This window comes from Streptomyces sp. NPDC020299, from assembly GCF_044387825.1.
Taxonomy (GTDB): domain Bacteria; phylum Actinomycetota; class Actinomycetes; order Streptomycetales; family Streptomycetaceae; genus Streptomyces.
Genome location: NZ_JBIRWL010000002.1, coordinates 151,025 through 176,272, shown reverse-complemented (window position 1 = coordinate 176,272; position 25,248 = coordinate 151,025). Strand labels below are relative to the sequence as shown.

At 72.0% G+C, this 25,248-nt stretch carries 19 protein-coding genes; 5 read left to right on the top strand and 14 right to left on the bottom strand.

What is annotated here, in order from left to right:
• Nucleotides 1-37 precede the first annotated feature (37 nt).
• From sbnB to ACH45E_RS04930, 4 genes are read right to left on the bottom strand one after another with little or no spacing between them, the layout of a single operon-like run.
• A complete protein-coding gene (gene sbnB, locus ACH45E_RS04945) occupies nt 38-1,108 on the bottom strand; it encodes a 2,3-diaminopropionate biosynthesis protein SbnB (RefSeq protein ID WP_361444857.1) in 1,071 nt (356 codons plus the stop codon).
• Entirely contained in the window at nt 1,105-2,112 is a 1,008-nt protein-coding gene (locus tag ACH45E_RS04940; protein ID WP_361444860.1) for a TauD/TfdA family dioxygenase, read from the bottom strand. Before ACH45E_RS04940 ends, sbnB begins: the two co-directional genes overlap by 4 nt.
• A gap of 47 nt (nt 2,113-2,159) precedes the next feature.
• Nucleotides 2,160-5,429: an amino acid adenylation domain-containing protein gene (locus ACH45E_RS04935; protein ID WP_361444863.1), complete on the bottom strand. Its 3,270-nt coding sequence runs from the start codon at nt 5,427-5,429 to the stop codon at nt 2,160-2,162.
• A 13-nt stretch (nt 5,430-5,442) separates the two neighbouring features.
• Nucleotides 5,443-7,980: a Pls/PosA family non-ribosomal peptide synthetase gene (locus ACH45E_RS04930; RefSeq protein WP_361444866.1), complete on the bottom strand. Its 2,538-nt coding sequence runs from the start codon at nt 7,978-7,980 to the stop codon at nt 5,443-5,445.
• Nucleotides 7,981-8,260: 280 nt separating this feature from the next.
• Between ACH45E_RS04930 and ACH45E_RS04925 the strand changes: the two genes are divergently transcribed.
• Nucleotides 8,261-9,109 carry a maleylpyruvate isomerase family mycothiol-dependent enzyme gene (locus tag ACH45E_RS04925; protein WP_361444869.1) on the top strand — a complete coding sequence of 283 codons (849 nt, stop codon included), beginning with the start codon at nt 8,261-8,263 and terminating at the stop codon, nt 9,107-9,109.
• 13 nt (nt 9,110-9,122) lie between these two features.
• On the opposite strand, the gene ACH45E_RS04920 is transcribed toward ACH45E_RS04925, so the two are convergent.
• The 4 genes from ACH45E_RS04920 to ACH45E_RS04905 all read right to left on the bottom strand — a co-directional run bounded on the left by ACH45E_RS04920 (nt 9,123) and on the right by ACH45E_RS04905 (nt 14,544).
• A complete protein-coding gene (locus ACH45E_RS04920) occupies nt 9,123-10,106 on the bottom strand; it encodes a winged helix-turn-helix domain-containing protein (protein ID WP_361444872.1) in 984 nt (327 codons plus the stop codon).
• A 124-nt stretch (nt 10,107-10,230) separates the two neighbouring features.
• The gene (locus ACH45E_RS04915) at nt 10,231-10,683 is read right to left on the bottom strand and encodes a peptidoglycan-binding domain-containing protein (protein WP_361444875.1); all 453 of its coding nucleotides are present in this window, start codon (nt 10,681-10,683) and stop codon (nt 10,231-10,233) included.
• A 197-nt stretch (nt 10,684-10,880) separates the two neighbouring features.
• Nucleotides 10,881-13,607: a SpoIIE family protein phosphatase gene (locus ACH45E_RS04910; protein ID WP_361444878.1), complete on the bottom strand. Its 2,727-nt coding sequence runs from the start codon at nt 13,605-13,607 to the stop codon at nt 10,881-10,883.
• 124 nt (nt 13,608-13,731) lie between these two features.
• Complete coding sequence (locus tag ACH45E_RS04905; RefSeq protein WP_361444881.1) at nt 13,732-14,544, bottom strand: maleylpyruvate isomerase family mycothiol-dependent enzyme; 813 nt, start codon at nt 14,542-14,544, stop codon at nt 13,732-13,734.
• A 180-nt stretch (nt 14,545-14,724) separates the two neighbouring features.
• On the opposite strand from ACH45E_RS04905, the gene ACH45E_RS04900 reads away from it, so the two are divergent.
• Both ACH45E_RS04900 and ACH45E_RS04895 read left to right on the top strand, forming a co-directional pair.
• Nucleotides 14,725-15,312 (top strand): sigma-70 family RNA polymerase sigma factor, encoded by a 588-nt coding sequence (locus tag ACH45E_RS04900; protein ID WP_361444884.1) that lies wholly within the window; start codon nt 14,725-14,727, stop codon nt 15,310-15,312.
• On the top strand, nt 15,302-16,078 hold the full coding sequence (locus ACH45E_RS04895; protein ID WP_361444887.1) for a hypothetical protein: 777 nt from the start codon (nt 15,302-15,304) through the stop codon (nt 16,076-16,078). The genes ACH45E_RS04900 and ACH45E_RS04895 overlap by 11 nt, the downstream gene beginning before the upstream one ends.
• 37 nt (nt 16,079-16,115) lie before the next feature.
• Here the strand turns inward: ACH45E_RS04895 and ACH45E_RS04890 are convergent, their stop codons facing one another.
• The 3 genes from ACH45E_RS04890 to ACH45E_RS04880 form a co-directional block, all read right to left on the bottom strand.
• Nucleotides 16,116-17,015 carry a serine hydrolase gene (locus tag ACH45E_RS04890; RefSeq protein WP_361444890.1) on the bottom strand — a complete coding sequence of 300 codons (900 nt, stop codon included), beginning with the start codon at nt 17,013-17,015 and terminating at the stop codon, nt 16,116-16,118.
• A 145-nt stretch (nt 17,016-17,160) separates the two neighbouring features.
• Nucleotides 17,161-17,619, bottom strand: coding sequence for a Fur family transcriptional regulator (locus tag ACH45E_RS04885; RefSeq protein ID WP_361444893.1), 459 nt, complete (start codon nt 17,617-17,619; stop codon nt 17,161-17,163).
• The gene (locus ACH45E_RS04880) at nt 17,616-18,074 is read right to left on the bottom strand and encodes an ATP-binding protein (protein WP_361444897.1); all 459 of its coding nucleotides are present in this window, start codon (nt 18,072-18,074) and stop codon (nt 17,616-17,618) included. The genes ACH45E_RS04885 and ACH45E_RS04880 overlap by 4 nt, the downstream gene beginning before the upstream one ends.
• A gap of 471 nt (nt 18,075-18,545) precedes the next feature.
• On the opposite strand from ACH45E_RS04880, the gene ACH45E_RS04875 reads away from it, so the two are divergent.
• Nucleotides 18,546-19,313, top strand: coding sequence for a CAP domain-containing protein (locus tag ACH45E_RS04875; protein WP_361444900.1), 768 nt, complete (start codon nt 18,546-18,548; stop codon nt 19,311-19,313).
• 19 nt (nt 19,314-19,332) lie between these two features.
• Here ACH45E_RS04875 and ACH45E_RS04870 read toward each other — a convergent pair whose 3' ends face one another.
• Entirely contained in the window at nt 19,333-19,860 is a 528-nt protein-coding gene (locus ACH45E_RS04870; protein ID WP_399040002.1) for an SRPBCC family protein, read from the bottom strand.
• Between the two features lie 97 nt (nt 19,861-19,957).
• Here ACH45E_RS04870 and ACH45E_RS04865 point away from each other — a divergent pair, with 97 nt between their 5' ends.
• Nucleotides 19,958-20,869, top strand: a complete 912-nt coding sequence (locus ACH45E_RS04865; RefSeq protein ID WP_361451177.1) for a LysR family transcriptional regulator — start codon at nt 19,958-19,960, stop codon at nt 20,867-20,869.
• A gap of 12 nt (nt 20,870-20,881) precedes the next feature.
• On the opposite strand, the gene ACH45E_RS04860 is transcribed toward ACH45E_RS04865, so the two are convergent.
• On the bottom strand, nt 20,882-22,243 hold the full coding sequence (locus ACH45E_RS04860; protein ID WP_361451180.1) for an alpha/beta hydrolase: 1,362 nt from the start codon (nt 22,241-22,243) through the stop codon (nt 20,882-20,884).
• Nucleotides 22,244-22,362: 119 nt separating this feature from the next.
• A complete protein-coding gene (locus ACH45E_RS04855; protein ID WP_361451183.1) occupies nt 22,363-25,209 on the bottom strand; it encodes a type 2 lanthipeptide synthetase LanM family protein in 2,847 nt (948 codons plus the stop codon).
• Nucleotides 25,210-25,248 lie beyond the last annotated feature (39 nt).

Here is a 25,248-nt window from a genome sequence, read left to right as displayed (position 1 = left end):
GTGGGCCTCCGGATGCCGGCGCCGAGCGGATTCGCGTTCAGCCGTACCGGCGCAGGTCGTGGAAGAAGTCGTCGATGAGGCGGAGCTGACCCGCGCGGGCCACTTCGTCGTAGACGTACTTGCCGACGGCGAGGTCGAGGACGCCGAGCCCGAACGGGGAGAACACCACCGGCCGGTCGGACGGCGGGGTCAGCCGGCCGCTCATGACGTCGTCGAGGGTGCCGTCCAGGAAGTCACGGTTGCCCGTGAGCTGTTCGGCCAGGTGGGGGGAGGTGTCGGCCTTCAGGCAGTGCTCGATGTCGTCGACGATGTTGGCCGAGGACAGCAGGATCTCCGGGGCGAGATCGCGCAGGGAGATGTGCAGGACCAGGGGGTTGTGGGCGAACCAGGCCGGGTCGCCGACATGGGGTTCGCCCGCGATGGTGGCGAAGACCACGAGGTCGCTGGAGCGGATGAGTTCCTCGGCACGGTCGTGGACCGTGACCCGGCCGGGGGCGCCGGACTGCTCCAGGTAGCCGCGGAAACCGGCCGCGCTGTCGGCGGAGACGTCGTGCACGCCGATCTCGTCGAACGCCCAGTCGGTGCCGGTCAGGAAGGTGTGGATGTAGCGGGCGATCAGGCCCGTGCCGAAGAAGCCGACGCGTGCGGGGCGGGGCCGGGTGCGGCTGAGCCGGTCGGCGGCCAGTGCGGCGGAGGCCGCGGTTCTGGTCGCGCTGATGATGGAGCTCTCCAGGCAGGCGAAGGGGTAGCCCGTGTCGTGGTCGTTGAGGATGAGGACCGCGGAGGCCCGGGGCAGGCCCGTACCGACGTTGGCCGGGAAGCTGGAGATCCATTTCAGGCCGTCGACGTGGACCGACCCGCCGATGGAGGCCGGCAGCGCGATGATCCGGTCCGCCGGGCGGTCCGGGAAGCGCAGGAAGTACGACGGGGGGTTCACGGACCGGCCGGCGCCGTGCAGCCGGTAGGTGGCCTCGACGAGTTCCACGATCTGTTTCTCGTGCCCGCTCAGCGCCTGCTGGACCTGGGTGCCGGGGATCACCGCGAAGGTCGGCGCCGGGGCCGGGCCGGAGCCGGACCGCTCGGTGGTGGGTGACAACAGGTTGGTCATCGCCGGCTCGCCTCCGGGGTCGGGCAGGAGTCGGGCAGTCGGCGGGGCTCGGCCATGCCGACCAGTACCTGGCGGTCTGCGGTGAAGGGCTCCCTGCTGTGCGCGGTGCGGATGTTGTCGACGAGCATGAGGTCGCCGTCCTGCCAGGGCTCGCGCCGGGTGTGTTCCTCGTAGGTGGTGTTGAGCAGCCGGACGATGTCCTCGCCGATCGGGGTGCCGTCTCCGAAGCGGGTGTTGAAGGGCAGTGCGTCCTCGCCGTAGACGTCCACCAGGTACTCGCGCACCTCCGGGGCGAGCGTCCACTCGTTGAGGAAGGCGATCTGGTTGAACCAGCACCGCCTGCCGGTGAGCGGGTGCCGTACCACGGCGCTGCGCCGCTGCCGGGTGTGCAGGGACCCGTCGGGCTGCCAGGTGAAGTCGATGGCGTGGGTGCGGCAGTACTCCTCGATGGCGGCGCGGTCGTCGGTGCCGAAGGATTCCGCCAGGGACGCCCCGATCTCCTCGTTGTAGGCCCGGGTCAGCAGCCAGCCCTCGTGTTCGAAGCGTTCGGTGATCTCGGTGGGCAGTGCCCGGAGCACGTCCTCCGCGTCGGCCACGGCCGTCGCCCCGCCCTGGCCGGGCGCGGTCAGGCAGGCGAACAGCATCAGACCGGGCACCTCCAGCGCGTAGCTCAGTTCGTGGTGCATGCACATCGGCTGGTTCGCCGGCCAGGTGGTGGAGGAGTACACGCCCGGGCCGTGGGTGTCGCGGGGGGCGAAGGCCTCCTTCTCCGTCATCAGACCGCCGGTCAGTGCCGTGAACACGGCTCCGGCCCCGGCCGCGTCCCGCAGTCCCAGGCCCCGGACGAGCAGCGCACCGTGCTCGGTGACCTGGGCGCGCAGCGCTTCGCGGTGCTCGGCCGCCCAGCCGGCCGCGTCACCGGGGGACTCGACGCGCAGGATCGGAGGTCCGTCCGGCTGCGGCTGTACGTCGAGCGGTGCGGCCAGGGGTGGTGAGGACGACATCTCTGTCTCCTTTCGGTTGCCCCGTGGGAGGCGACGGGAGGTTCAGTTCAGGGGGAGGCCAGTGGTTCGACGGCGCCCAGGACGGCCTGGGCGGCCTCGGCCGGGCGGGTGCGCAGGAAGTAGTGGCCGCCGTCGGCGAGTTCGTGCAGTTCCACGCGTTCGGCCAGGAGCTGCCAGTCGTGCCGGCGGTCGGCGTATCCGGCGGTGCAGGGGTCGTCGGCGGCGACGACCACGGTGACCGGTGCGGTCAGCTTCACCGCGGGTGGGGCCGCCAGGGCGGCGGCGAAGTAGCGGTGGGCGGACACGCAGTCGTGCCGGTAGGCGGCACCGACGTGCTCGGCGTGCTCGGCGTTCAGTTCCCGCAGTTCGGTGTAGCCGCTGTCGGCGGTCAGTCCCGCGGCGATGCGGGCGTTGCTCAGGCCCGTCAGCTCGTCGACGGCGGCGCGCCGGTCGGGGGCGGTGCCGAGCAGCTGGGCGGCGAGGAACACCCGGGCGACGTCGACGCCGTGCTCCTGGAGTTTCCGCGCCGTGGCCACCGCCGGAGCGGCGCCGGACGAGTGGCCCCACAGCATGACCCTGGTCAGGCCGCGAGCGGTGATCTCGGCGACGACCCGCTCCGCCACCTGCTCGATCGGCGCGAACGGCTCGGTGTGGGCGGCCAGGTCGTGACCGGGCAGCTCGACGGCGTACACCGCGACCCCGCCGGACGCCAAGGCACCGGCCATCGGCTGGTAGTTGACCGCGTTGCCGCCCGCGTAGGGGAAGCACACCAGTGCGCAGTCCGGCGCACCGCCCGCTTCCGACAGCGGCTGGAGCAGCTCCGGGCGCTGCCGGGCGCTGCCGTCGAGGAGGGCGGCGAGATCGGCCAGTACCGGGTGCCGGGTGATGTCCTTGAGGGAGACGGCACGGTCCAGGGCGATGGTGAGCTTCACCGCCGACAGCGAGGTGCCGCCGGAGTCGAAGAAGTGGTCCGTGCGGCCGATCCGGTGCTCGGGGACGCCCAGCAACTCCGCCCACGCGGCGGCCAGTTTCCGCTCGGTCGGGGTGAGGGGGGCGTGGTCGTGCGCACCCGTGCCGTCGCTCTGTAGGGGCTGGACGGCGGCCGTCCGCTCGGCCAGCGCGGTGAGGGCCTTCCGGTCGGTCTTCCCGTTGCCGGTCAGCGGCAGGACAGGCTGCCAGTGGAAGGCGGAGGGGATCATGTAGGCGGGCAGTTCGGCGCCCAGCGCCGCGCGCAGCGCGTCCGGTTCGAGGTGCCGGCCGGTGTAGAAGGCGTTCAGGTGCTTGCCGTGGTCGGCCCGTTCGGAGACGACCACCGCGCCGTCGCGCACTCCGGGCACCCGCAGCAGGGTGTTCTCGATCTCACCGATCTCGATACGGAAGCCGCGGATCTTGACCTGGTTGTCCCGGCGGCCGAGGAACTCCAGGCTGCCGCCGGGCTGCCAGCGCCCCCAGTCACCGCCGAGGTACAGCCGCTCCCCCGGCCGGTACGGATCCTCGCGGTAGGCCTCACGGGTCCGCTCGGGGTCGTTGACGTAGCCCCGCCCGACGCAGACGCCGGAGAAGGCGATCAGTCCCGGGGCGCCCAGGGGTACCAGCGACAGTTGCTCGTCGACGACGTAGACGTGCACGTTGTTGACCGCACGCCCGAGCAGCACACGCTCGGGGACGCCGGTCATGACCTCGTGGTTGGTGTCGTCCGACGTCTCCGTCAGACCGTAGGCGTTGACCAGCTTGATCCCGGGCTGGACCGCGAACCAGCGCTGGATCAGCTCCCGTTTGAGTGCCTCGCCGGTCACCGAGACGCACCGCAGGTCCGGCAGCGCGCGGGGCCGGCGTTCCAGGTACGAGACGACCACTTCCAGGTAGGAGGGCACGACCTGCGCCACGGCGGCCCGGCCGCGGACGATGGTGTCCAGGAACCGCTCGACGTCCAGGATCGCCTCCTGTCCGACCAGCAGGGTCCGGCCGCCGACGAGCAGCGCGGACACCAGTTGCCACAGCGAGATGTCGAAGCACTGCGGGGCCGTCTGTGCCACCACCGCGCCCTCGGCGATCTCCAGGTCGTCGATCTTGGCGTGGAGGTGGTTGAGCATGCCCGCGTGTTCGCACATGGCGCCCTTGGGCTCACCGGTGGAGCCGGAGGTGAAGTAGATGTAGGCCAGTTGGCCGGCGGCGACCCGCACTCCGACGTCCTCGCCGTCGTGCTGCTGCCGGTACGCCGTCTCGATCGGCAGCTTCTCGACTCCGGGCAGGGTGGCCAGGGCCTGGTCGAGGGTGTCGGTGCCGCCGGATTCGGTCAGCACCAGCCGGCATCCGGCCCGCGACAGGGTCGCCGTGATCCGTCCGGCGGGGAAGTGGGGTTCGATCGGCAGGTAGGCGCCGCCCGCCTTGAACACCGCCAAGGTCGCGGCCAGCCAGTCGAGATGGCGTTCGGTGACCACCGCGACCACGTCCTCGCGGCCCAGTCCTCGCGCCAGGAGGGCCCGGGCCAGCCGGTTGGCGCGGGCGTTGAGTTCGCCGTACGTCCACTCCCGCTCGCCGTGCACCGCCGCCACCAGATCCGGGTGCGCGCGCACCCGCTGCTCGAACAGTTCGTGCACCCGTGCAGACGGCAGTTCCCGGCGGGGCCCGGCCAGCCCCTCGATCTGCTCGTGCACCTCGTCGGCGGACAGCAGGCTGTGCCGGGTGTGATCGGCGTCCGCGTCCGCCGCGGCCAACCGCAGCGCGGCCAGGTGATAGCCCCCGATCCGGGCCGCGCAGTCGGTGTCCAGCACCTGCGTGCGGTACCGCAACCGCACCGACAGCCGCCCGTCCTGGTCGCACCAGCCGACGCCCAGCGCGGCGTCGTCGACGAGCCCGCCCTCCTGGCCCGCCGGGTCGAACACGACCTCGTACGACGGGCCCGCCGCCCCCAGTTCCTGCCGCAGCTCCTCCACCGGGAAGTGCCGGTGGGTCAGCAGCTCGGCCTCGACCCGGTGCGCCTCGGTCACGAGCGAGCGCCAGGTCCCGTCGGGAACGGTCAGCCGGCACGGCAGCGGTCCGCTCCGCTCCCCCGCGACGTAGCCCGTCACGACCTCCCGCTCACCGGACAGGGCGGCCAGTACCTTGGTGTGCGCCGCCAGCAGCACCGCGCTCACCGGCACCGCCGACCGCCGCGCCAGCTCACGCACCGCGGCCGCCACGGCGTCCGGTACGGTCGCCTCGTACTCGGCGACTCCCGCGACCGGCTCCGGAGCCCAACGTGGCACCGGGGTGAGACCTCCGGCGGTCAGCACACGGCTCCAGTACTCCCGGTCCGCCTCTACACGCGCTCCCATCGCATGGCCTTCCTCAACTCAGCGTCGCCGCAGCGCCGTTGGCCGTAGACATTGCTGTTCTTGAGCCGATGCCACGGGACTGGCCGGGGGCATCCGGCATGTCGGCGGCGGGGTTGCCGCCCCACTGGGTGTTCGGGGGGACCTCCTCGCCCTTCATCAGGAAGGAGTCGGTCGCCAGCACGGCGCCGTCGCCCATCGTCACGCCGTAGTGCACATGGGCGCCGACACCGAGCGTGCAGCCGGCGCCGAGGGTGGTGCCGTCGGACTTGAAGGTGCCGTCCTCCTGCGAGTGGCACTGGATCTTGCTTCCGGCGTTGAGGGTGCAGTCGTCGCCGATGGTGGTGAGCGTCCGCTCCGTCAGGTAGCAGCCGTCGTCGAACACCCTGCTGCCGATGCGCACACCCAGCAGCCGCCAGACCAGCGACTTGAACGGGGTCCCGTTGAAGATGTTCAGGTGCTCGTCCGGGACCTTCCACAGGCGCTCGTGCCGCCAGAAACGCGGGTCGTAGATGGAGAACAGCTGGGGCCGCAGCGCGCGGAACGACGTGATGCAGCGCTCCACGAGGATGTAGTAGAGGGTGGTCGAGGCGAGCGTGAGGGCCAGGTATCCGGCGATCACCACATGCCCGAGCACGCCGTACAGGTCGACGGAGGCGAGCGCGAGAAGCGTCAGCAGGAAGCTGTGCAGCCACCGCGCGCACAGCATGACGGCCATCGAGCGAAGGTTGTAGCGGTTCTTCGCGGCGAGGCGCCGGCGCAGGGTGTCCCCGGTGCGCAGATGGTCGAACCGGGCGTCGCGTTCCACCGACCGGGGGATCTCGAAGCAGGGGGAGCCCAGGAGCCCCACCCCTTCGCGGATCTCACCGTCGAGGGGCACCATCACCTTCGTCGCGAGCAGGCAGTTGTCGCCCGTCCTGGCGCCCGAGGGGTAGGCGATGTTGTTGCCGAGGAAGTTGCGTGCCCCGATCGACGCCCGGGACACCCGGAAGGAAGTGCTGGAGAAGTCGGCGTTGAGGACCGACAGCCCGTCGGCCACCATCGTGCCGCTGCCGACGGACACCAGGAAGGGGCTCTCGTGCTGCACCTCGGTACCGAAGTTCGACCCGGTCTGCTCGACGCGGGACAGGTCGTACCCGAGGCCGCGCAGGTAGTACACGATGTAGGAGCTGTCGCCGAAGAGCCAGGCGAAGAACTTCACGTTGGTCATGCGGGCCGTCGCCCGGTGCGCCGCGTAGTGGAATCCGTAGAGCGGATAGACCCTGTCGGGTCTGACGGCCAGGCTCAGCAGCCGCGGCACGGTGCACAGCACGACGAGACCGACGACGACGAAACCGAAGAACAGCGCGAGGGACAGCAGCAGCGCGTCGGTGAGCAGAGCCCGCGGCTCGAGGCCGTCCGTGTCCGGGCCGAGCCGCCTGCCGATCGCCGGAACACCGGTGAACAGCATGTACAGCCCGCCGAAGGCCAGCGGCAGGTACAGGAAGAACAGCTGGACCAGGGTCATGAGGCCGAACCAGGCCCGGCGCGCGGTGCCGCACTTCGCCGGAGCGACCCTCGCGTAGTCGGTCCCGGTGGGCTGTGCCGGGGTGCCGTGCCGGCGCTCCCCGTCCGGCACGGCCTGGCCGCGGTACAGGGCGGACGAGTGACCGATCTGCGCTCCGTCACCCATCGACGTGTCGATGTCGAGGACGGTCTTCTCGCCGACGAACACGTCGCGGCCGAGCGTGATCCGTCCGGTCTGGATGCGGCCCGCGTGTGCCCGGTAGCAGAGCAGGAACGCGTCCTTGCGGATCACCGATCCGGACCCGATGGTGAGCAGGTCGGTGCAGACCGGTACGGAGCGGGAGAGGATCGTGGCCCCCTTGCCGATGCGCGCGCCGAGTGCACGCAGGTACAGCACGTACAGCGGGTTGCCGACGAAGAAGACCATCGGATTGGCGTGGAGGAGCACCTTGACGAGCCAGAAGCGCAGATAGGCGAGACCCCAGAGGGGAAATTCACCGGGTTTCCAGCGGCCTACGAGCAGCCATTTGGCGATGACCGGGAAAAGGCACATGGCCACGAAAACGGCGCTCCCGAAGAGAAGCGACCTCAGGTAGATGTCCGCCAGACCGGATCCGGTGGCGATCCACTCGTATCCCCGGGAGGTGGCCAGGCCCGCCACAAAGGAGTAGGTCAGGAAGATCAGCAATTGGCAGGTTCCGCAGAGGAGATAACGCAGCCGACTCGCCGGCGTCACCGGCGCTTCGACCGGTGCTTCGACCGGCGCTTCGGCGGGTGCGGGAGTCGCCGTGGCGAGAGCCGCCGCCAGGCTGCGGATCGTGGGGTGCCGGTATATGTCCTTCATCGACGCGGACGGCAGATCCGCCCTTTTCCTGATCCGGGCGCAGAACTGCGCCATCACCAGGGAGTTGGCGCCGAGGTCGGTGAAGAAGTGGCTTTCGACGGGAATTCGCTCGAGGGAGGTGACGTCGGCCAGCACGTCCGCGAGTGCTCTTTCCGTATCGGTCACCGGTCCGGATATGGGGACCTCGGAGGACTGCTCCACCATTCGACCTCCTAGATCGCGAACCGTGGATCTCAGTCTGGGTCGGCCCGCGTCGGGCTGCCACTCCGAATCGATCGCCGGGAACGCTACGAGCGGGAGAAGAGCCAGTCCGCCCTTGTTTCCCGCACCGTTCGGCCTGAGAAGCACATCACCCGAATGGCCGGAGTCCGGCCGTGGCGCCATGGAGATCCGACGCCCAGCGGGCTTGTCGCGCCTGCCCGGGGTCTGGTTGGGTGCGGCGGACCACGTGCGCGCAGGACGCGCCGGGCGGAAGGGGCGCGGTGTGCGTACGACGGCTGGGCAGGACCTGAGAGGGCCTTTGCCCGAGGGGCTCGGGCGGGCGATCCGTGAGACCGCCGGTGACATCGCCGCTCTGCTGCGCGATGCGCCCGACACTTCGGCCCCTGTACCCGGATCGCGGTGGACGGTCGGCGAAGCGGCCGCCCATCTGGCGCTGGCCAACGAACTGATGGCCGATCTCGCGTCCGGACGGCAACGCCCGTACGGCGACGGCACACCCGGGAGTCTGGCCGCGGCCAACGAGCGGGCGCTGGCCGGGTTCGGGGAGCGCCGGGCGGAGCCCCTGGCGACGATGATCACCGAGCAGGCCGGCGTGTTCCTGGAGGCCGTGGAACGTGCTCCGCGTCGGGCCGCGTCCCACGGACCGGCCGAACACGCGACGCCGGTCACCCCCCTCGGCCCCATGGACCGGGCGATACTCGGGTCGTACCTGCTGACACACATGCTGGGCCACGGTTACGACCTCGCCCGGGCGCTGCACCGCCGGCACATGCTCGACCACGGCCGCGTGATGCTCTGTATGCCGTTCATGCTCTCGGTCATGCCACGCGTCGCCGACCCGGCGGCCACCGCCGGCCTCACGGCCCGGTACACCGTCCGGCCCCGCGGTGGCGCGGCGTTCGGCGTCGCCCTGGCCGACGGCTCCGTGAACGTGACCCCGGGGCCACCGGACCGTCCGGACTGCACCATCTGGATCGAGCCCGTCACCTTCCTCCTGATCGCGTTGGGCCGCCGCAATCCGTGGCGGGCCATCGCGCGGGGGCAGGTGGTCGCCTGGGGACGCAGACCGTGGCTCGCGCCGCGCTTCCCGGCCCTGTTCACCGCGCCCTGACGCGCACCGCGGCTCAGGCTCCGCCACGCAGCACTGCCGCGCCGAGGGGAGTCAGGACGTGGAGTACACCGACGGCGTGGCGTTGGCTGGTGAGCAGGCCCGCGTCGCGCAGCGCCGTGGTGTGGTGGGTGACGGTGGCGGCGGAGACACCGACGGCCCGGGCGAGTTCACTGGTGGTGGCCGCTCCGTCGGCGGTGACCCGCAGGACGGCGGCGCGGGTGCGGCCGAGCAGCGCCGTCACGGGTGCCGCGGGCCGTCTGCCGGAGGGTTCGTCCTGCGGTGACGGCGGTGGAAGGGGGTGGACGAGCACCGGAGGCAGGTCGGGGTCCGCCAGCGAGATCGGGCGGTTCCAGCAGAAGTAGGACGGCACCAGGGTCAGGCCGCGGCCCCGGAGGTACAGGTCCCGGTCGTCGCAGTACTCCACCGAGAGGACGGGCGGCTGCCAGCGCGTACCGGGGCCCAGGGTGCGCAGGAGGCCTTCGATGCCGCTGTCGAGGAACGCGCGGGCCTGCACGGCGCGTTGGGTGTCGATGCGGGCCTGGATACGGTCCCCGTGGGGAGCGATCACGGCGTCGTGATAGCCGCGCAGCGCCCGGACCAGGTCGGCACGGTTCTCTGTCTCGGCCACACGGGGTGCCCAAGGGCGGACTCCTCTGACCCGGGCGAGCCGGTCCAGCTCGCTGCGGACTCGGCTCGGTGACGCGGCGGTGATGGCCTTCAGCCCCTGTTCCAGGCCGTCCTGGGACTGGACGGGGGTGAGGAAGTCGGGGAAGTAGGTGGCGAGCGGGAACAGGGGGAGCAGCAACTCGCGCACGGTGCGGCTCAGCCCGCTGTCGTGCAGTGTCGTGCAGGCGGTGCGGTACCAGCCCGCGTAGGCCCAGCGGCCCCGCCGGGTCTGGAAACGGTGCAGGCTGACGGCGATCTCCCATAAGGGGTCCGGGGCGGCCGCCACTCTCAGCCGGGCCAGATCAGCGTCCGTGAAATGTATCCGGAGCATTGGATTCCCCCGCTGTGCCGCGGATGTGGAGCCGTGCCGACAGCATGGCCGGTGGCACCGACGCGGGCAACAGGCGACCGCCCGCCTGGTCGAGAGGCGGGCGGTCGGGGAAGATCGAGCCGGACTACCAGGCCCTCAGACAGGGCCAGGTGTTCGGCCCCACCTCGCCGTCCCACTCGCTGGAGTCGGAGAAGCAGACCTTCTGGGCATTGATCACCGCGGCTTCCGTGTTGCTGCCGAACTGGCCGTCGACACCCTTCGGGTCGAACTTGCTGTCACCGACCCGGTTGGCCCAGTAGGTCAGCAGGCACTGCACCTCGATCACGCGGTTGCCGGTCTGTCCCTTCTTCGTGTTGGTCGTGTTGGTGTCGCTGTATCCCTCGTACAAGTAGGAGACACCGCCGCTGGTCTTCCAGGAGGGGTGGCAGGTGTACGTCGTCGTGGCCGAGGCGGGCACCGCCGCCGAGGCGGCGGGCGCCAGGGCGACGAGCGAGGTGCCGAGGACTCCGGCCGTCACGAGAGCCGTCAGCTTGGCGTGCGCCGTTCGCGTCCTGGTGCCGGTGATGTTCCTGATCATGAACTGTCCCCCTTGTCCGGACCGGTCCTGGTGAGGCCACGATGTCAACGTGGTGCACGAGGATCCAGGCTTTTCGACCGAGGTCTAAAGCCGCAGGTGGTCCGGGCGCGAGCGGATGACCGGGGTGCACGGAGGGGCGAGAGGTGCGGGAGGCATGCCGTGGGTGACGATCACGGGGGCCATCGCCGGGCGGACGCTCACCAAAGGCCCGCGTCCGCTCCGGGCGATGCCGGGCCGCCGCAGTCGGTGGACTTCGGCAGTGCGTGTTCCGCCCAGATCACCTTGCCCTGGGGGGTGTACCGGGTGCCCCAGCGTTCGGTGAGCTGCGAGACCAGGAAGAGGCCTCGCCCGCCCTCGTCGGTGGTCGCGGCGTACCGCAGATGCGGCGAGGTGCTGCTGGCGTCGGACACCTCGCAGGTGAGGGTGCGGTCGTGGATCAGCCGGACGTGGATGGGCTCGCCGCCGTAGCGGATGGCGTTGGTGACGAGCTCGCTCAGGACGAGTTCCATGCCGAAGGCGAGCTCGGTCAGGCCCCACTCGTCGAGTTTGTCGGCGGCCGCGAGGCGCACCTTGGCGACGGCGGCCGGATCGGGCGGTACGTCCCAGTCGGCGATCCGGTCGGGCGGCAGCGCCCGGGTGCGGGCGATGAGCAGGGCGACGTCGTCCTGGGGCCGGCCGGGCAGCAGCTCTTCCAGCACGGCCTGGCAGCTCTCGTCCGGCGGCCGGTCGGGGTGGCCTGCCAGGGACTCGCGCAGCAGTTCCATGCCCACGTCCAGGTCGCGTCTGCGGTCCTCGATGAGGCCGTCGGTGTAGAGCACGAGCTGGGAGCCCTCGGGGAGGTCGAACTCCGCCGTCTGGAACGGCATGCCGCCCAGGCCGAGCGGCGGTCCGGCCGGCAGGTCGGGGAAGGTGGCGCTGCCGTCCGGGAGGACCAGCGCGGGCGCCAGGTGCCCGGCTCGTGCCATGGCGCAGCGGCGCGACACCGGGTCGTAGATCGCGTACAGGCAGGTCGCGCCCACGACGGCCGCGGGAGTCTCGGGGCAGGTCTCGTTCTGGTCGATACGGCCGACGAGGTCGTCCAGATGGCCCAGCAGTTCGTCGGGCGGCAGGTCGAGGGTGGAGAAGTTGTGCACCGCGGTGCGCAGTCGTCCCATCGTGGCGGCGGCGTGCAGGCCGTGCCCGACGACGTCACCGACCACCAGGGCCACCCGGCTGCCGGGCAGCGGTATCACGTCGAACCAGTCGCCGCTCACCCCCGACTGGGCGGGGAGGTAGCGGTAGCCGACGTCGAGGGCGCTCTGCTCGGGCAGGGCCCGCGGCAGCAGACTGCGCTGGAGGGTGACGGCCAGGGCGTGCTCACGGGAGTAGCGGCGGCCGTTGTCGATGCTGATGGCGGCGCGGGCGACCAGTTCCTCCGCCAGCGACAGCTCCTCCTCGTCGAAGGGGCCGTGCTCCTTCGACCGCCAGAAGTTGGCCAGGCCCAGCACGGTGCCACGGGCCAGGATGGGGGCCGCGATGAGCGAGTGGATGCCGTAGTCCACGATCTCCTCGGCGCGTTCCGGGTCCTGCGCGCGCCAGCCGGGGGCGGTGGACAGGTCGGTGACCAGTTCGGAGCGGCCGGTGCCGTAGCCGCGGGCCTGGGGTGTGGAGGGCAGGAAGTCGATCAGCCGGTCCTTCTCGTAGAGCGGGTGGTCGTCCCGGATGCCGCTCACGGCGATACGTCGCATGCCGGTCGCCGTGCTGGCGGGTTCCTCACCATGCAGCACGGCGTCGGCCAGGTCCACGGTGACGAAGTCGGCGAAGCGCGGGACGGCCACCCGGGCGAGTTCGTCGGCGGTCCGGACCACGTCGAGGGTGGTGCCGATGCCCAGTCCGGCGTCGTACAGCAGCTTGAGGCGGTCGCGGGCGACCTGGGCCCTGCCGGACACGGCCTGGAGCTCGGTGGAGTCGCGCAGCGTGACCACGGTGCCCTTGGGACCTCCGCAGCGGTCCGTGGGCCGCTGGTTGACCGCCAGCAGCCGGGGCCCGGCGAAGTGGACCTCGTCGGTGGCCTCACGGCCGGAGGTGAGCAGCTGGACCATCTCGGGTTCCAGGCTCGCCAGCCCGGCCACCTGTCGGCCCTCGGCGTCCGCGGGCAGTGCCAGCAGCCGCCTGGCCTCGTCGTTGGCCAGAAGCAGCACCCCGTCGTCATCGATGATGAGCACGCCTTCGCGTACGGAGTGCAGCACCGCGTCGTGGTGCTCGTACATGCGGGTCATCTCGACCGGGGCCAGGCTGTGGGTCTGGCGGCGCAGCCGCCTGCCCACCAGCGCCGTCACACACGTCGCCGCTGCCAGCGCGCCTCCGCCGGCGGTGAGGATGATCGGTATCTGCCGGTCCACCTGGCTGGTGACGTTCTTGACCTTCAGCCCGGCGGAGACGAGGGCCACCACCTTGCCGTCGGGGTCGTTGATGGGAACGGTGGCCTGCACCTCCCGTCCCAGTGGGCCGTGGACGCTTTCCGTGTAGACCTTCCCGGCCAGGGACGGCCCGATGGTGCCCACGAACCGCTTGCCGATCCGGCTCGGTATGGGGTGGGTGTAGCGGATGCCGTGGGTGTCCATGACGACGACGAAGTCGACGCCCGCGGACTTGCGCCCCGCCTCGGTCAGCGGCTGGAGCACCTTCGACGGGGCGGGGGTGCGCAGCGCGGTCAGGATGCCCGGGGAGTGGGCGAAGGTCTGCGCGACGGCTATGGAACGGCGTTTGGCTTCGGCGTTGGTGTCCCGCCGCGACTGCAGGAAGAGGGAGAAGACGGCGAAGACCACGAGCAGCACCACCAGTGCCACTTGCAGAACGAACACCTGCCCGGCGACGCTCCGCGGGCTCTTCCCCGACAGCGGTCGCAGCGATATTCGTCTAAGCCGGGCAAATCGGTCTTGCATTCGGCCTTTCTAGCACTGCTTGTCCCGAATCGTCACCACCCTGTCCAAGGAGCGGCGGTCACCGCCGCCCCTGCTGTCCCATGAGTCACATCCGTCACGGTGGGCCGCCGTCCACGGCCGCGGGTCAGAAGGCCGTGTGCGCGAACCATGAATCGAGCACCGCGGTCTCTCCCGAGACGTCGAAGGCCGCCTCCTGGTACGACCGGCGCCCGTAGAGCAGCAACAGGAGGTCGGCGGCCGGCCCGGCCACCGTCGCGTGCGGTTCGGATTCCGTGGCGCCGTCGGCTGCCCGCGGCAGCAGGCGGAACGCGTCCGGATCGAGCCGCACCCGCCACTCCTCGCCGGCCCCGTCGACGGAATCCGTGCACCGGAAGGCGATGATCTCGCCGTTGCCGCGCAGTTTCGTCACGCCGGGGGCGAAGAGGCCCGCGTAGGGCAGATTGACGAGGAACTCGTCCACGCCGTCCGCCGCCGGCACGGGGTCGATGTCCGACTCGCGGCCGGCGGCCCGTTCGGCGTCCACCCGGTGCACCAGCGTCTCGAACAGCATCCGCCGGGCCCAGAACCGCGCATGCTGGTCCTCGCCCCACGCCCACATCGCCGCCTGGGGGTCGGTGGCCCGCAGCACGGCCGCCACGAGCGGTACGCCCGCCGCCACCCACTCGGCATACTCCTGCGCACGCTCCGGCAGCCCCAGCTCCACGTCCCGGCTGCGCGGAGGCTCCTGCACCAGCCGGGTCAGCAGCGCGGAGAACCAGCGCTGCAGCGATCCCACATGTCTGGAGAGCTCGGCCAGCGTCCAGTCGGGGCAGGAGGGCACGGCGGTCGCGGGGTCCACGCTCCCGGCCACCGCGGCGAAACGCAGGGTCTCCCGCTCGATCGCCTGCGCATAGCTGTCGTACGGCAGTGGGTGCCCCGCCCGGCCTGTCGTCTCCATGTGCTGCCGCCCTTCGGTCCCGGCTACGAAATCCGTCGCGGTCAGTGTGTCGGCTGGAGCGCACTCCAAGGCAAATCCGCCGGCTGCGCGCGGCCCCGGCGGAGGGAGAATCGGAATATGCACTTCCGTTTCCGTGGCGGCCGGGCAATCCCGAGGCTCGGATGGACCGTACATACTGATATGTCGAGATTTCGGTTCCCCGCGAGCCGCCTCCCGGACGAGGCTCTGCTGTCCGGGCTGGCCACCGGCGATCCGGAGCTCGCCGTCACGTTCGTGCGCCGGTTCCAGCACACGGTCTTCGGTGTCGCCATCGCCGTCATCGGGGATCCGCAGCTCGCCGAGGACGTCGCCCAGCAGACGTTCGAGCGGGCATGGCGCCATGCGCAGATCTACGACGCGCGTCGCGGTTCGGTGCGGACCTGGCTGACGGCCATCGCCCACAATCTGGCCATCGACGCCGTACGCTCGCGGCAGCCGGAGCCGGTGGCGCCCGAGGACCTCGAGGCGGTTCTCGGTGTCGTCAGCGAGACACCCGAGCGGCACGCGCTGGCCGACGAGGCGTCCTCCCGGCTGCGGGCCGCCGTGGCGGAGCTGCCGCCCGAACAGGGCCGCGCCCTGGTGATGGCGGGCATCTACGGCATGACCGCCCAGCAGGTCGCCGACTCGGAGAAGATCCCGCTGGGCACCGCCAAGACGCGCATCAGGGCGGCGATGGGCAAGCTGCGCACCACGCTGGCGGCTCCGAAACGAGGCGACCATGTCGAGTGACGTGACCTGCGAGAAGCTGCGGGAGATCGGCGCCGAGCTGGCGCTCGGTGTGATGCCCGGCCGGGAACGGGCCGGTGCGGTCGCTCATCTCGACGAGTGCGCGGAGTGCCGGGAGTACATCGAGCAGCTGACCCTCGTGGGCGACGGGCTGATCGGGCTGCTGCCCGGCAATGAGCCGCCGGTCGGGTTCGAGACCCGGGTGGCGCAGGCGCTGACGCACCGGGCGCCGGTCCGTGAAGGGCGTCCGCACGTCCGCGAGTCCTCCGTGCCGCCCCGGCGCCGGCGCGGCCGGGTGCGGCTGCGGGTCGCCTCCGCCGGGGCCGCGCTCGTCGTCGCCATAGGGTTCGGCGGCTGGGCGGTCGGTACGGCGATCGAGGACGTCGCGGCCGGCCCGTCCGCCACCTCCCCCGGCAGCGGCACGGAGATGTTGTCCGGCGACCTCGTCTCGGCCGCCGCCGGCGGGAAAGTGATCGGTGAGGTCTACGCGCACGCCGATCCGCGGGGCTGGGTCTACATGACCGTCGACCTCGCCGGCGCCGGGAAGCCCTACAGCGGCAAGGTCTTCTGCCTGCTGGCCCACAGCGACGGCACCACGGTTCCCGTCGGCGCGTTCACCCTGCGCGGGGGGAAGGGCTCCTGGGGCGGCCCCGCCTCCGTCGACCCCAGGGCGCTCACCGGCGCACGGGTGACGACGTCCGACGGCAGCGTGCTCGCCACAGCCCACCTGGGAGCGTCCGACCTGGCCGTCCCGGCGCTGTCGGCGTAGTACGCGACGGTCGTTGTACGCGACGGTCGCTCCCGGATCAGTGGGCGGCTGCCGAGGAGACGGCCGCTCGGGCCGCGCGTTGCACCAGGGAGACGCCGTCGCCCATCGTCGTGCTCCCCTCCGAGAGGACCGCGACGAGGTAGTGGTGCCCGTCCGCGGTGATCTCTCCGACGCTGTTGACGTCCCACAGCTTGGTGGCGGTGCGCTGCAGCCAGCCGTTCTTCAGCGCCCATCCGGAGTCGGCGGCCGCCGAGACGCCCCAGGACTGCTCGGCGGCGATACGGGTCATCAGCGTGCGGAGGTAGGTCCGGGACGCCGCGTCGAGCGCCGGGGAGGCGCCGCCCGTGCCGGAGCCCGCGCCGAAGACGTCGCGCAGCAGCCGTACCTGGTCGCTCGCCGTCGTCCGGGTCAGCCCCCACGTGGGGCCAGAACCGCCCTTCGTCGAAGTCAGCCCCAGCCGCTTGTTCGCTGCGTCCAGACCGGGCGCCAGGCCGATGCGCCGCCACAGCGCGTTCGCCGCGTCGTTGTCGCTGCGCTCGATCATGACTTCCGCCTGGGCACGGTCCTGGGCGGTGAGACTCCGTCCGGCGTCCTGGGCCTGGAGCAGTGCCGCGGCGAGGATGTCGACCTTCACGATGCTGGCGGTGTCGTAAGGGGTGTCGTCGCCGTACACCGCCGGCGTGCGGCCGGTGTCGTCGAGGTCGAGCGCCGCGGCCGTCACCCGTTCCTTCCCCTGCGGCCGCACCCGGTCGAGGAACGCGGCCGTCGCCGGGTCCGACCGTGTGGTGGCGGCGTCGGAGCGCGCGGCCGCCGGTGCCGCCGCTGCCGGTACCGGGTCCACCGTCCCGGCCGCCAGCAGCCCCGCCACCGAGGTCGCGACGACGCCGGCCCACATCGCGGCGCGCCTGTGCGGCAGGAGGCAGGGTCGGTACGGCATCGGCAGGGACCTCGGCAGTTCGCGGGACAGCGGCACAGTCCCGCGAACCTAAGCAAAATGCCTGCCCCGCGGCGTGACCGCCGCCACGAAAAGCCCGTTTCGCGGCGAACTGTGAAGGGATTCACAGCTCGGCCGAGGGTGTCGATCAGGAGGTCGGGGCGGCGGCGCGGCAGTCGGGGCACAGGCCCCAGAACGTCACCGCGGCCTCCTGGGTGTCGTACTCGTCCGGCAGTCGCGGCTCCATGCAGGGAGCCGCACCCACCGTGCACTCCACGTCACGGATGACGCCGCAGGCGCGGCACACGAAGTGGTGGTGGTTGTCGTGGCGCTCGGTCTCGTAGCGGGCCGGGTGACCCGGGATCTGGGTGCAGCGGACCAGACCGGCGTCCGTGAGTGCCCGCAGCACGTTGTAGGTGGCCTGCAGGGACAGGCGGCCGGTGATCCGCTGGGCGCGTTCACGCAGGGCGTCGGCGTCGAGGTGGCCGGGCGACTCGTGGACGGCGGTCAGCATGGCCATGCGCGGGGCGGTCACCCGCATGCCCGCCGTGCGCAGCCGCGCGGCGGCCAGCGCCATGGGCTCGTCGGTGGTGGAGGTGGTCGTCATGCCGCCGCCAAGTCCGCGGAGAGCTCGAACCACACGCTCTTGCCCACGGGCCCGGATGTCCAGCCCCACCGCGCGGACAGGGCGTCGACCAGCGCGAGTCCGCGGCCGGTCTCGTCCTCGGGGTCCGCTTCACGCGGACGGGGAGGCTGCGAGGAGCCGTCGCTCACCAGACAGCGCACATCGGACACCCGCTCGAGAGTGAGGCTCACCGGGCCGTCGGCGTGCCGCAGGGCATTGCCCACCAGCTCGCTGACCAGCAGCTCGGCGATGGGGACGAGATCGGCGAGACCCCATTGGGACAGTACGTCGCGGATGGCGGCCCTCGCTCGGGCGCACGCGGTCGGCGACCACGGCAGGGTCCACGGTCCGCCGACGAACGATTCCAGGCCGCCTGCGGCCAGGGGCGCGGCGGGCGCCGCGCTCTGGTGGGGTTCGCGGGGGACTGTGCGGTCCATGGGGGGCGTGCCTTCGCTGGACGGGAGCGATCTCACTTGAAACCGTACGCCTTTTCTGGAGTCGGTCAAGTCTTTGGATAGTGTCATCTTTCTGGATTCGCACGCATTCGGAACTGGTGATTCCGTGACATCCCTCACGCCAGGTCCACGACCTCGCCGTGCCGGTTAGTAGCGGCCGCTCCGGCGACATAGGGGACTTGTCCGTCTTGGTGCCGACACGTCTCGCGTTCGACTTGAAGGCGTTCCGTCCGTTCAGGGGTTGTCGCCCGTTCGCGACACCCAAAGGCCGCTGACGGTGCGTCAGGGCCCCCGGCCGGTCGCGGGAGCGCAACCAGCACGCCCCCACTGCCCTGGCAAGGGCCCCGAAGGGCTACGAAGCGAGGTAGTACCAAGAGCCCTTTGCGCTCTCTGTGAGGCCGTCCCAAGAATGACGATCCGCAGGACATCGTCGCAGTTCAGGGCAGGTCACGCATGGGAAAGCACCGCAAGATCCAGCATTACCGGCGGATAGTCGTCACCGCCGCCGTCGTGGGAGCCGCGGGCGTGCCGTCCGTCGCCATGGCGTGTGGCGAATGGGGAGCCGGCGGTGGAGATCAGCTCCACGGCACCGCGGTGAACACAGCCGCGCAGTGGCAGGGCAACAAGGACTGGGATCTCCAGTGGTACCGCCACTGGAAGCACCGCTGGGACGGCGCCCCTGACGGCGCTCTTGCCGCTTCACCGGCGGCGAAGGCCCCGACCGCATCCCCGAGCACTCCGCGGACCACCGCACCGAAGACCACCGCCCCCACCCGGAAGGTCACCGCGCCCACCGCGAAGACCCCCACGGCGCCGAGCACCCCGAAGCCGACGGCCACGGCCTCCGGGACCGCCGCCCGCATCATCCAGCTGGTCAACGCGGAGCGCGCCAAGGCGGGATGCTCGGCCCTCACCTCGAACGCGACCCTGGCCAAGGCAGCCCAGGCGCACAGCGCGGACATGGCGGCCCACCAGAACATGTCGCACACCGGGTCCGACGGATCGTCCCCGGGCGACCGGATCACCAGGGCCGGCTACAGCTGGAGCGCCTACGGCGAGAACGTCGCCTACGGCTACTCCACCCCCGAGCAGGTCATGGCGGGCTGGATGTCCAGCCCCGGCCACCGGGCGAACATCCTCAACTGTTCCTTCAAGGAGATCGGCGTGGGTCTCGCACAGCCCAACTCCTACTGGACCCAGGACTTCGGCACGCCCCGGTAGGACCGGGACCCGGTGACGGTCAGGCGCCGAGCGTGCCGGAGGCGGCGCGGACGAGGCCGTCGAGCCAGGCCTGGTGGCCGCCCAGCATCGGGTTCGGGATCTGCTTCGCCAGTTCGGCGGCGGGCCGGCCGATCTGTGTCTCCTGGGTGAGCACGCGCACCCGGCCGCCGGGCAGGTCCTCCACGAGCCAGGCGTGCAGGACGTCGAGCCGCTCCTGCGGCTCGACGTCCTGCCGCGCGGTCCACGACAGGCGGCCCGGGACGCCCTCGCCCGGGGCCTGGAACTCCACGACGCGCGCGTCCAGGGGCGGGAAGCCGAAGGTGCCGAAGCTGAAGTCGAGGTCCCGCCGCAGCTCGGGGCCGCCGCCACCCGGGAAGGAGATGTCGGCGACGTTGTCGTAGTACGACTCCCAGGTGGAGGTGTCGGTCAGGTACCGCCAGACCCGGTCGGCGGTGATGCCCTGGACGATCACCTCGTTGGAGACGAAGTTGTCGCCGGTGCCGGGCAGGTACTTCTCGGGCCAGTTGATCGCGTTCTGTGTGCTCATGGCCTCGACGTTGGGTCCGCGTCCCATCGGACAGCCAATAGGAGCACCGATCCCACCCATCGGAACTCCGATGGGAGCGCTGGTTGGGCTGGCTGTCATGAAGAAGGAGCTCCCGGCGCACGGCGACCTGAACCTGCTGCGCACCTTCCTCGCGGTCTACCGCGCCGGTACCTTCACCGCCGCCGCACCCGCACTGGGGCTGTCCCAGCCGACCGTGACCGCGCAGATCCGCGCCCTGGAGCAGCAGACCGGCCGCGACCTGTTCACCCGGCTCCCCCGCGGCGTGGAGCCCACGCCGCTCGCCCATGAACTCGCCGCCCAGATCGCGGGCTCCCTCGACGCGCTCGCCGCCGTCGAAGGCGGCGGCCCGCTCGCCGGGCGTGCCGCGCCCGTGCACCTCGCCGGCCCGTCGGAACTGCTGTGTGTGCGGGTGCTGCCCGCCCTGGGGCCTCTCGTCGCCGACGGCCTCGAGCTGCGTGTCACCCAGGGGCTGCCCGAGCCACTGCTGGAGGAGATGCGGGCGGGCCGCCACGACCTGGTCATCGCCACCCGGCGGCCCCGGGGGCGCGGGCTGGAGTCGGTGCCGCTCGCCGACGAGGAGTACGTACTCGTCGCCGCACCCGTCTGGGCAGGTCGCGTCGCCGCACGCCAGGCCGACGACGTGTGCGCCGCCCTGCGTGACATCCCCCTGGTCACCTACGCCGAGGACCTGCCCATCGTGCGCCGCTACTGGCGGACCGTGTTCGGCAGGCAGCTCACCGCGCGCGCCGCGGTCACCGTGCCCAACCTGTACGCGGTGCTGTCCGCGGTCAACGCGGGCGGCGGCTTCAGCGTGCTGCCCCGCTCGCTCTGCCAGGAGTACCTGGACTCGGGGCGCCTCGCCCTCCTCCACGATCCGGAGGAATCCCCGCTGAACACCCTGTTCCTCGTCCAGCGGCCCGGTGCCGGGAGCAATCCCGACGTGGTCCGGGTCCGCGACACCCTGCGGCAAGCCGCCCGCGGCTGGTAGCGACTCCCGTCGTCAGCGCCGACCGACCGTCAGGGCCGCCGGGCGGTAGGGGACGTAGGCCGCTCCGTCCAGGCCGAGTGCGGTGGCCGACCGCTGCAGGGCAGCCGGCGTGGCGGCGTCCCAACTGCCGGTGGTGACGCGGTGTTCGAGGGCGTGGAGGGCCGCGACCGTCTCGGCGGTGGTGAAGGTGCAGTGGCCCTGGCGCTCGACGTAGGCCTGGCGCAGCAGCGCGCCTCGGCCGGCCGCGTGGACGCGGTCGGCGAACCGGCGTTCCTGTTCGACCGGGACGAGGTTGTCGGCGGTGGTGTGCACGTCCAGCAGGGGTACGCCGAGTCCCTGCCCCGCGGAGGAGGTGCGCTCGGCGGTGCGGACGGCGGCCGGGTCGGCGGTGATGCGGGCGCCCGAGGTCAGGGCCTCGAGGTCGGTGCGCAGGTCGAGCCCGGCCGTCCGGTACAGGGCGCGGACCTGCGGAGCGTGGACGGATCCGGCGAGGAGGCGGGCGTAGTCGACGCCCCGGTTCCAGGAGTTGTTGCCGCCGACGGACTGCTCGACCGCGTACCGGCCGCCCTCCACGAAGGACAGGATGCCGCTCGCGAACCAGGCGTACTGCTGCTCCTGCTGGCCCGCCCAGTCGGTGGGCGCGGGGGCGGTCCGGCCCGGGGCCCACGCCGGCAGGTTGAGGAAGGCGGCGGCCAGCGCGACGCGGGCGCGGCCCTGCGGTGTGGCCTGTGCGGCGGTGACGGCCGCGGTGAGCTTCCGGGCGGTGGCGGCGGCCTCGTCGGCGGAGCCGAACCGGACGAGCTTGAGGTCCTGTTCGGGCAGGAGCAGCCGGGCCAGGGCGTACTCGGCGTCGAGTTGGTAGTTGTCCAGGTCGGTCCCGCCGGCCACCAGCCCGCACAGGCCCAGCGCGCCGTCGACGCGACCGGCGCCGTCGCGGGCGATCCGGGCGTTGACCAGCCCGCCCATGGAGGTGCCCACGGAGAGGGTGCGGCTGGGTGTGCCGATCCGCGCGGTGACCGCGTCGAGGGCGGCGAACTGGTCGCGTTCCGCGCTGGCCAGGCCCCACATCGAGCCGTTCGGGTCGTAGGAGGAGCCGGCCAGCGCGTAGCCCTGGGCGAGGAGTTCGTCGCGTACGGCGTCGGTGGGCGCGTCGCGGGCGACGAGCGGGCCGAAACCGTGGCTGAACAGCAGCAGGGTGCCGTTCCAGTCGGCGGGGACGTCCGCGATCCAGGTGGCTCCGTCGGCGAGGGTGCCGGTGAGGTGGCCTGAGTCCCCGGTCCGGGGCTGCACGGTTGCCGGGGCGGAGCCGGTGGTCAGGGCGGTGACCGCGGCCGTGGCGAGGGCGATGAGGGAGAGGCGCAGACGGGTGCGCATGACGGCGGCTCCTGTGGGAGTGGGGGCGGGAGCACGTCGGAATCTAGGGCAATTTTATTGCAGCCGTCAATCTAGTGCACAGTATTGGTGGCCACAGTATGGGTCGTGCACGGCATCGGTCAGTCGAGGATGAGCGGATTGGGCAGCGCGGTCCCGGGACGCATGCGCAGCAGGGTGTGCAGGACTCCCGCGAGGCCGGACATGAGGCTCGGGGAGAACGCCTCGCGGGCCAGGCCGCCCACCGGACCGCGTTGTTCGAGACCGGTGAGGATCTCGCCGTCGAGCGCAGACGGGTCGCCGAAGTCCATGGAGGTGAGGAACTCCCAGAGGCCGAGGTCGCCGTGGCACAGGGTGTGGCTCCAGCCGAAGCCCTCGGCGGCGCAGGCGCGAGCGGCGCGGTGGGCCATGTCGAGGTGGGCGGGATCGCCCGTGCGCCGGTGGAGGTCGAGCATGCCGATGCCGACGCCCGCGCTGCCGTGGCACCAACTGGTGAAGAAGTCCTCCTCGGCGCCGATACGGACGTCGAGCCAGTTGCCGTGCTCGGGTCGGTAGAGGGACTCCTGGTAGGCGAAGGCCCGCTCGGCGAGGTGCGTCCAGTCGCGCCGTTCGGCCGGGGAGCCCGCGGCGCCGAGGGCGAGCCTGGCCAGCGCCCAGCCGATGCCGGTGGCGCCGTGGGCGAAGCCGCCGATGCCCTCGGGGTTGAGCCGGGTCGTCCAGCGGGCGCCGCTCGCGTCGACGGTGGCCAGCCCGGTCAGCCGGCGGCCGATGTGCGCGGCGGCACCGAGCCACCGGTCGTCTCCGGTCGCCGCGGCCAGGCCGAGCAGGGGGACGATGCCGCCGGCCGCCCCGTTGAGGAGGTCCACCTCGATGTCGTCCTCGACCAGCCGGCCGCTCTCCGCGAGCAACAGGGCCCGGTCGGCGGCCCGTTCCAGCAGCCACTCCTCGCCGAGCACCCGGTGCAGCGCCAGCCACGTCCACACCTGGGAGGCGGCACCGCTGAACGCCCCGGCCGACGGTGTCGGCGTCCGGTCCTCGGTGGAGACGAGCACCCGCAGGGCGCCCTCGAACGTCTCGGCGACCCCGGGCACGTCGTCCGCGCGTCCGGCCCGCACCTCGGTCAGGTACTCCGCGAGGGTCAGCGCCACCCCGCCCTGCCCCGTGTAGAGGTCGGCGGGCAGCACCCTGATGGACCATCCGGCCGGGGTGAAGACGGGGCTGATCCAGGTGACCGTACCGTCCTCGCCGCGCACCGCCCCGTCGCACAACCGCCGTACCATCTGCGCGGCCAGGTCGCGGCGCCGCCGCTCCCGGTCACGGGCATGCGGTTCACGGGCGGCGGCCTGCACCCGCTGGGGCAGCGAACGCTCGTTGAGGTACGCGCCCACGAGCGCGTCCTGGATCACCGACTCCTCCAGCGCCAGGTCGGCGGTGCGCCAGTCCTCGACGGTGGACCGTACGGCGGGCGGGTCCACGGTGAAGGTGAACATCGGTATGTCACCGGTCAGCAGGTCCGCGATCTCGCCGTCGACGGCCGCGCGGTCGGTCGGCGCACCGGGCAGCACCTCGGCGTTGCGCCGCAGGATGTCCCGGGCCCGCTCGACGGCGGCCGGCTCGTCGTGCAGCGACGCCGGGTGCCACAGCATCCGGCCGATGTCGACGTACGCCTGCGTCGGCCGCAGAATCCGCCGCGCCCTGGCGCCCTCGAAGCGGCGCAGCAGCCGGTACGGATCCGTCCCGGGCCGGTGCAGATGCGCGGTCATCTCGCGGAACCCGGCCAGGATCCGGTCCCAGTACACGCTCAGCACCGGGGTGGCGCTCGGGTGGTTGTCGGTGGGGGGCATCGCCACCAGGTCCACCTGGAAGCGGGCCGCCGCGGTGCCGGCGTCCGCGATCACCGGGTTCGGGATCAGCGGCTGCTGGCCGGGCAGCGCCCCGACCCCGGAGATGTCCACCCCACCGAGCGCGAAGCCGGTGCCGCGCACGGGCAGCAGCCCGGTGCGCAGCACGGTGCGGCGGATGGCCGCCGCCGCCACGTCCACCGCGTCGCCCCGGCCGCTGGGCGGGAAGGGCGCGGGGGCGTCGAAGAGCGTCTCGGCGTCCACGATCACCGGCACCGGGCCCGCGGCGATCATGTTCTCGGCGTGCATGTCGGTGCCGCCGGTGAACCGGAGCACGGCCAGCCAGTGCCCCATGTTGCGGTAGAAGGCGGCGAGTTCGGCGTCGTCGGCACAGTGGCGGTGACGGACGAACTCGGCCCAGCCGTAGCCCTCGCGCGGCAGCGTCCGCGGTACCCGGATGCGCTCGTCCGGCGCCGGGGCACCGGGGAAGTCCGTGTACAGCTCGTCCAGCAGCGCGCCCAGGGCCACATCGGTGTCGGACGGGCGGGGCTTGTACATGACGGTTCCACCGGCGAACTCGGCCCGGCTGACCGTCAGTCCGCCGCGGTGGGTGTCGCCCGCCCCGAACGCGACGGCGCGCAGCCGCCCCGCGGGCCCGTCCAGCAGCGGCCGCAGCAGTTCACGGTCCGCGGCGAGCCGCTGGGCGAAACCGGCCGTCGCGGCCACCGACAGCCGCGCCACCGACGCGACCCGCCGGCCCAGGGTCGGGTACCGGCCGGCCAGCTGGCCGAGATAGTCCTCCTCGGCGGCCTGCTCGATGAAGTCGGCCCACGTCTCCGTGTCGGCCACGGCGTCCGCGCCTCGGGCGGCCCGCCCGCCGCCCGCTGTCATGTGCAGCGCGCGCAGTTCGATCAGGAAGAGGCGGGACAGCTTGGCGTGCAGGGACCTGAGCAGGGCGTTGTGGCCCGCCGCCAGCACCGCGTCCCGTTCCGCACGGCTCAGGGTGTCCACGGCGGCCAGCCGCCGGGCCAGCTCCTCCCGCCACGGGCGGGCGATGGCTCGTACGGGCCGGGCGAACCACTGTTCCTCGTCGCTCCTGCCCGGCTCCACCGGTACCGATCCGCTCACCGTCCACCCTCCCGATCCAAAAAAGGAGCACGAGGAACC

Excerpts from the sequence above, each read along its gene's own strand:
- sbnB (WP_361444857.1), bottom strand. The coding sequence starts at position 1,108 with ATGACCAACCTGTTGTCACCCACCACCGAGCGGTCCGGCTCCGGCCCG.
- ACH45E_RS04940 (WP_361444860.1), bottom strand. The coding sequence starts at position 2,112 with ATGTCGTCCTCACCACCCCTGGCCGCACCGCTCGACGTACAGCCGCAG.
- ACH45E_RS04935 (WP_361444863.1), bottom strand. The coding sequence starts at position 5,429 with ATGGGAGCGCGTGTAGAGGCGGACCGGGAGTACTGGAGCCGTGTGCTG.
- ACH45E_RS04930 (WP_361444866.1), bottom strand. The coding sequence starts at position 7,980 with ATGGTGGAGCAGTCCTCCGAGGTCCCCATATCCGGACCGGTGACCGAT.
- ACH45E_RS04920 (WP_361444872.1), bottom strand. The coding sequence starts at position 10,106 with ATGCTCCGGATACATTTCACGGACGCTGATCTGGCCCGGCTGAGAGTG.
- ACH45E_RS04915 (WP_361444875.1), bottom strand. The coding sequence starts at position 10,683 with ATGATCAGGAACATCACCGGCACCAGGACGCGAACGGCGCACGCCAAG.
- ACH45E_RS04910 (WP_361444878.1), bottom strand. The coding sequence starts at position 13,607 with ATGCAAGACCGATTTGCCCGGCTTAGACGAATATCGCTGCGACCGCTG.
- ACH45E_RS04905 (WP_361444881.1), bottom strand. The coding sequence starts at position 14,544 with ATGGAGACGACAGGCCGGGCGGGGCACCCACTGCCGTACGACAGCTAT.
- ACH45E_RS04900 (WP_361444884.1), top strand. The coding sequence starts at position 14,725 with ATGTCGAGATTTCGGTTCCCCGCGAGCCGCCTCCCGGACGAGGCTCTG.
- ACH45E_RS04895 (WP_361444887.1), top strand. The coding sequence starts at position 15,302 with ATGTCGAGTGACGTGACCTGCGAGAAGCTGCGGGAGATCGGCGCCGAG.
- ACH45E_RS04890 (WP_361444890.1), bottom strand. The coding sequence starts at position 17,015 with ATGCCGTACCGACCCTGCCTCCTGCCGCACAGGCGCGCCGCGATGTGG.
- ACH45E_RS04885 (WP_361444893.1), bottom strand. The coding sequence starts at position 17,619 with ATGACGACCACCTCCACCACCGACGAGCCCATGGCGCTGGCCGCCGCG.
- ACH45E_RS04880 (WP_361444897.1), bottom strand. The coding sequence starts at position 18,074 with ATGGACCGCACAGTCCCCCGCGAACCCCACCAGAGCGCGGCGCCCGCC.
- ACH45E_RS04875 (WP_361444900.1), top strand. The coding sequence starts at position 18,546 with ATGGGAAAGCACCGCAAGATCCAGCATTACCGGCGGATAGTCGTCACC.
- ACH45E_RS04870 (WP_399040002.1), bottom strand. The coding sequence starts at position 19,860 with ATGAGCACACAGAACGCGATCAACTGGCCCGAGAAGTACCTGCCCGGC.
- ACH45E_RS04865 (WP_361451177.1), top strand. The coding sequence starts at position 19,958 with ATGAAGAAGGAGCTCCCGGCGCACGGCGACCTGAACCTGCTGCGCACC.
- ACH45E_RS04860 (WP_361451180.1), bottom strand. The coding sequence starts at position 22,243 with ATGCGCACCCGTCTGCGCCTCTCCCTCATCGCCCTCGCCACGGCCGCG.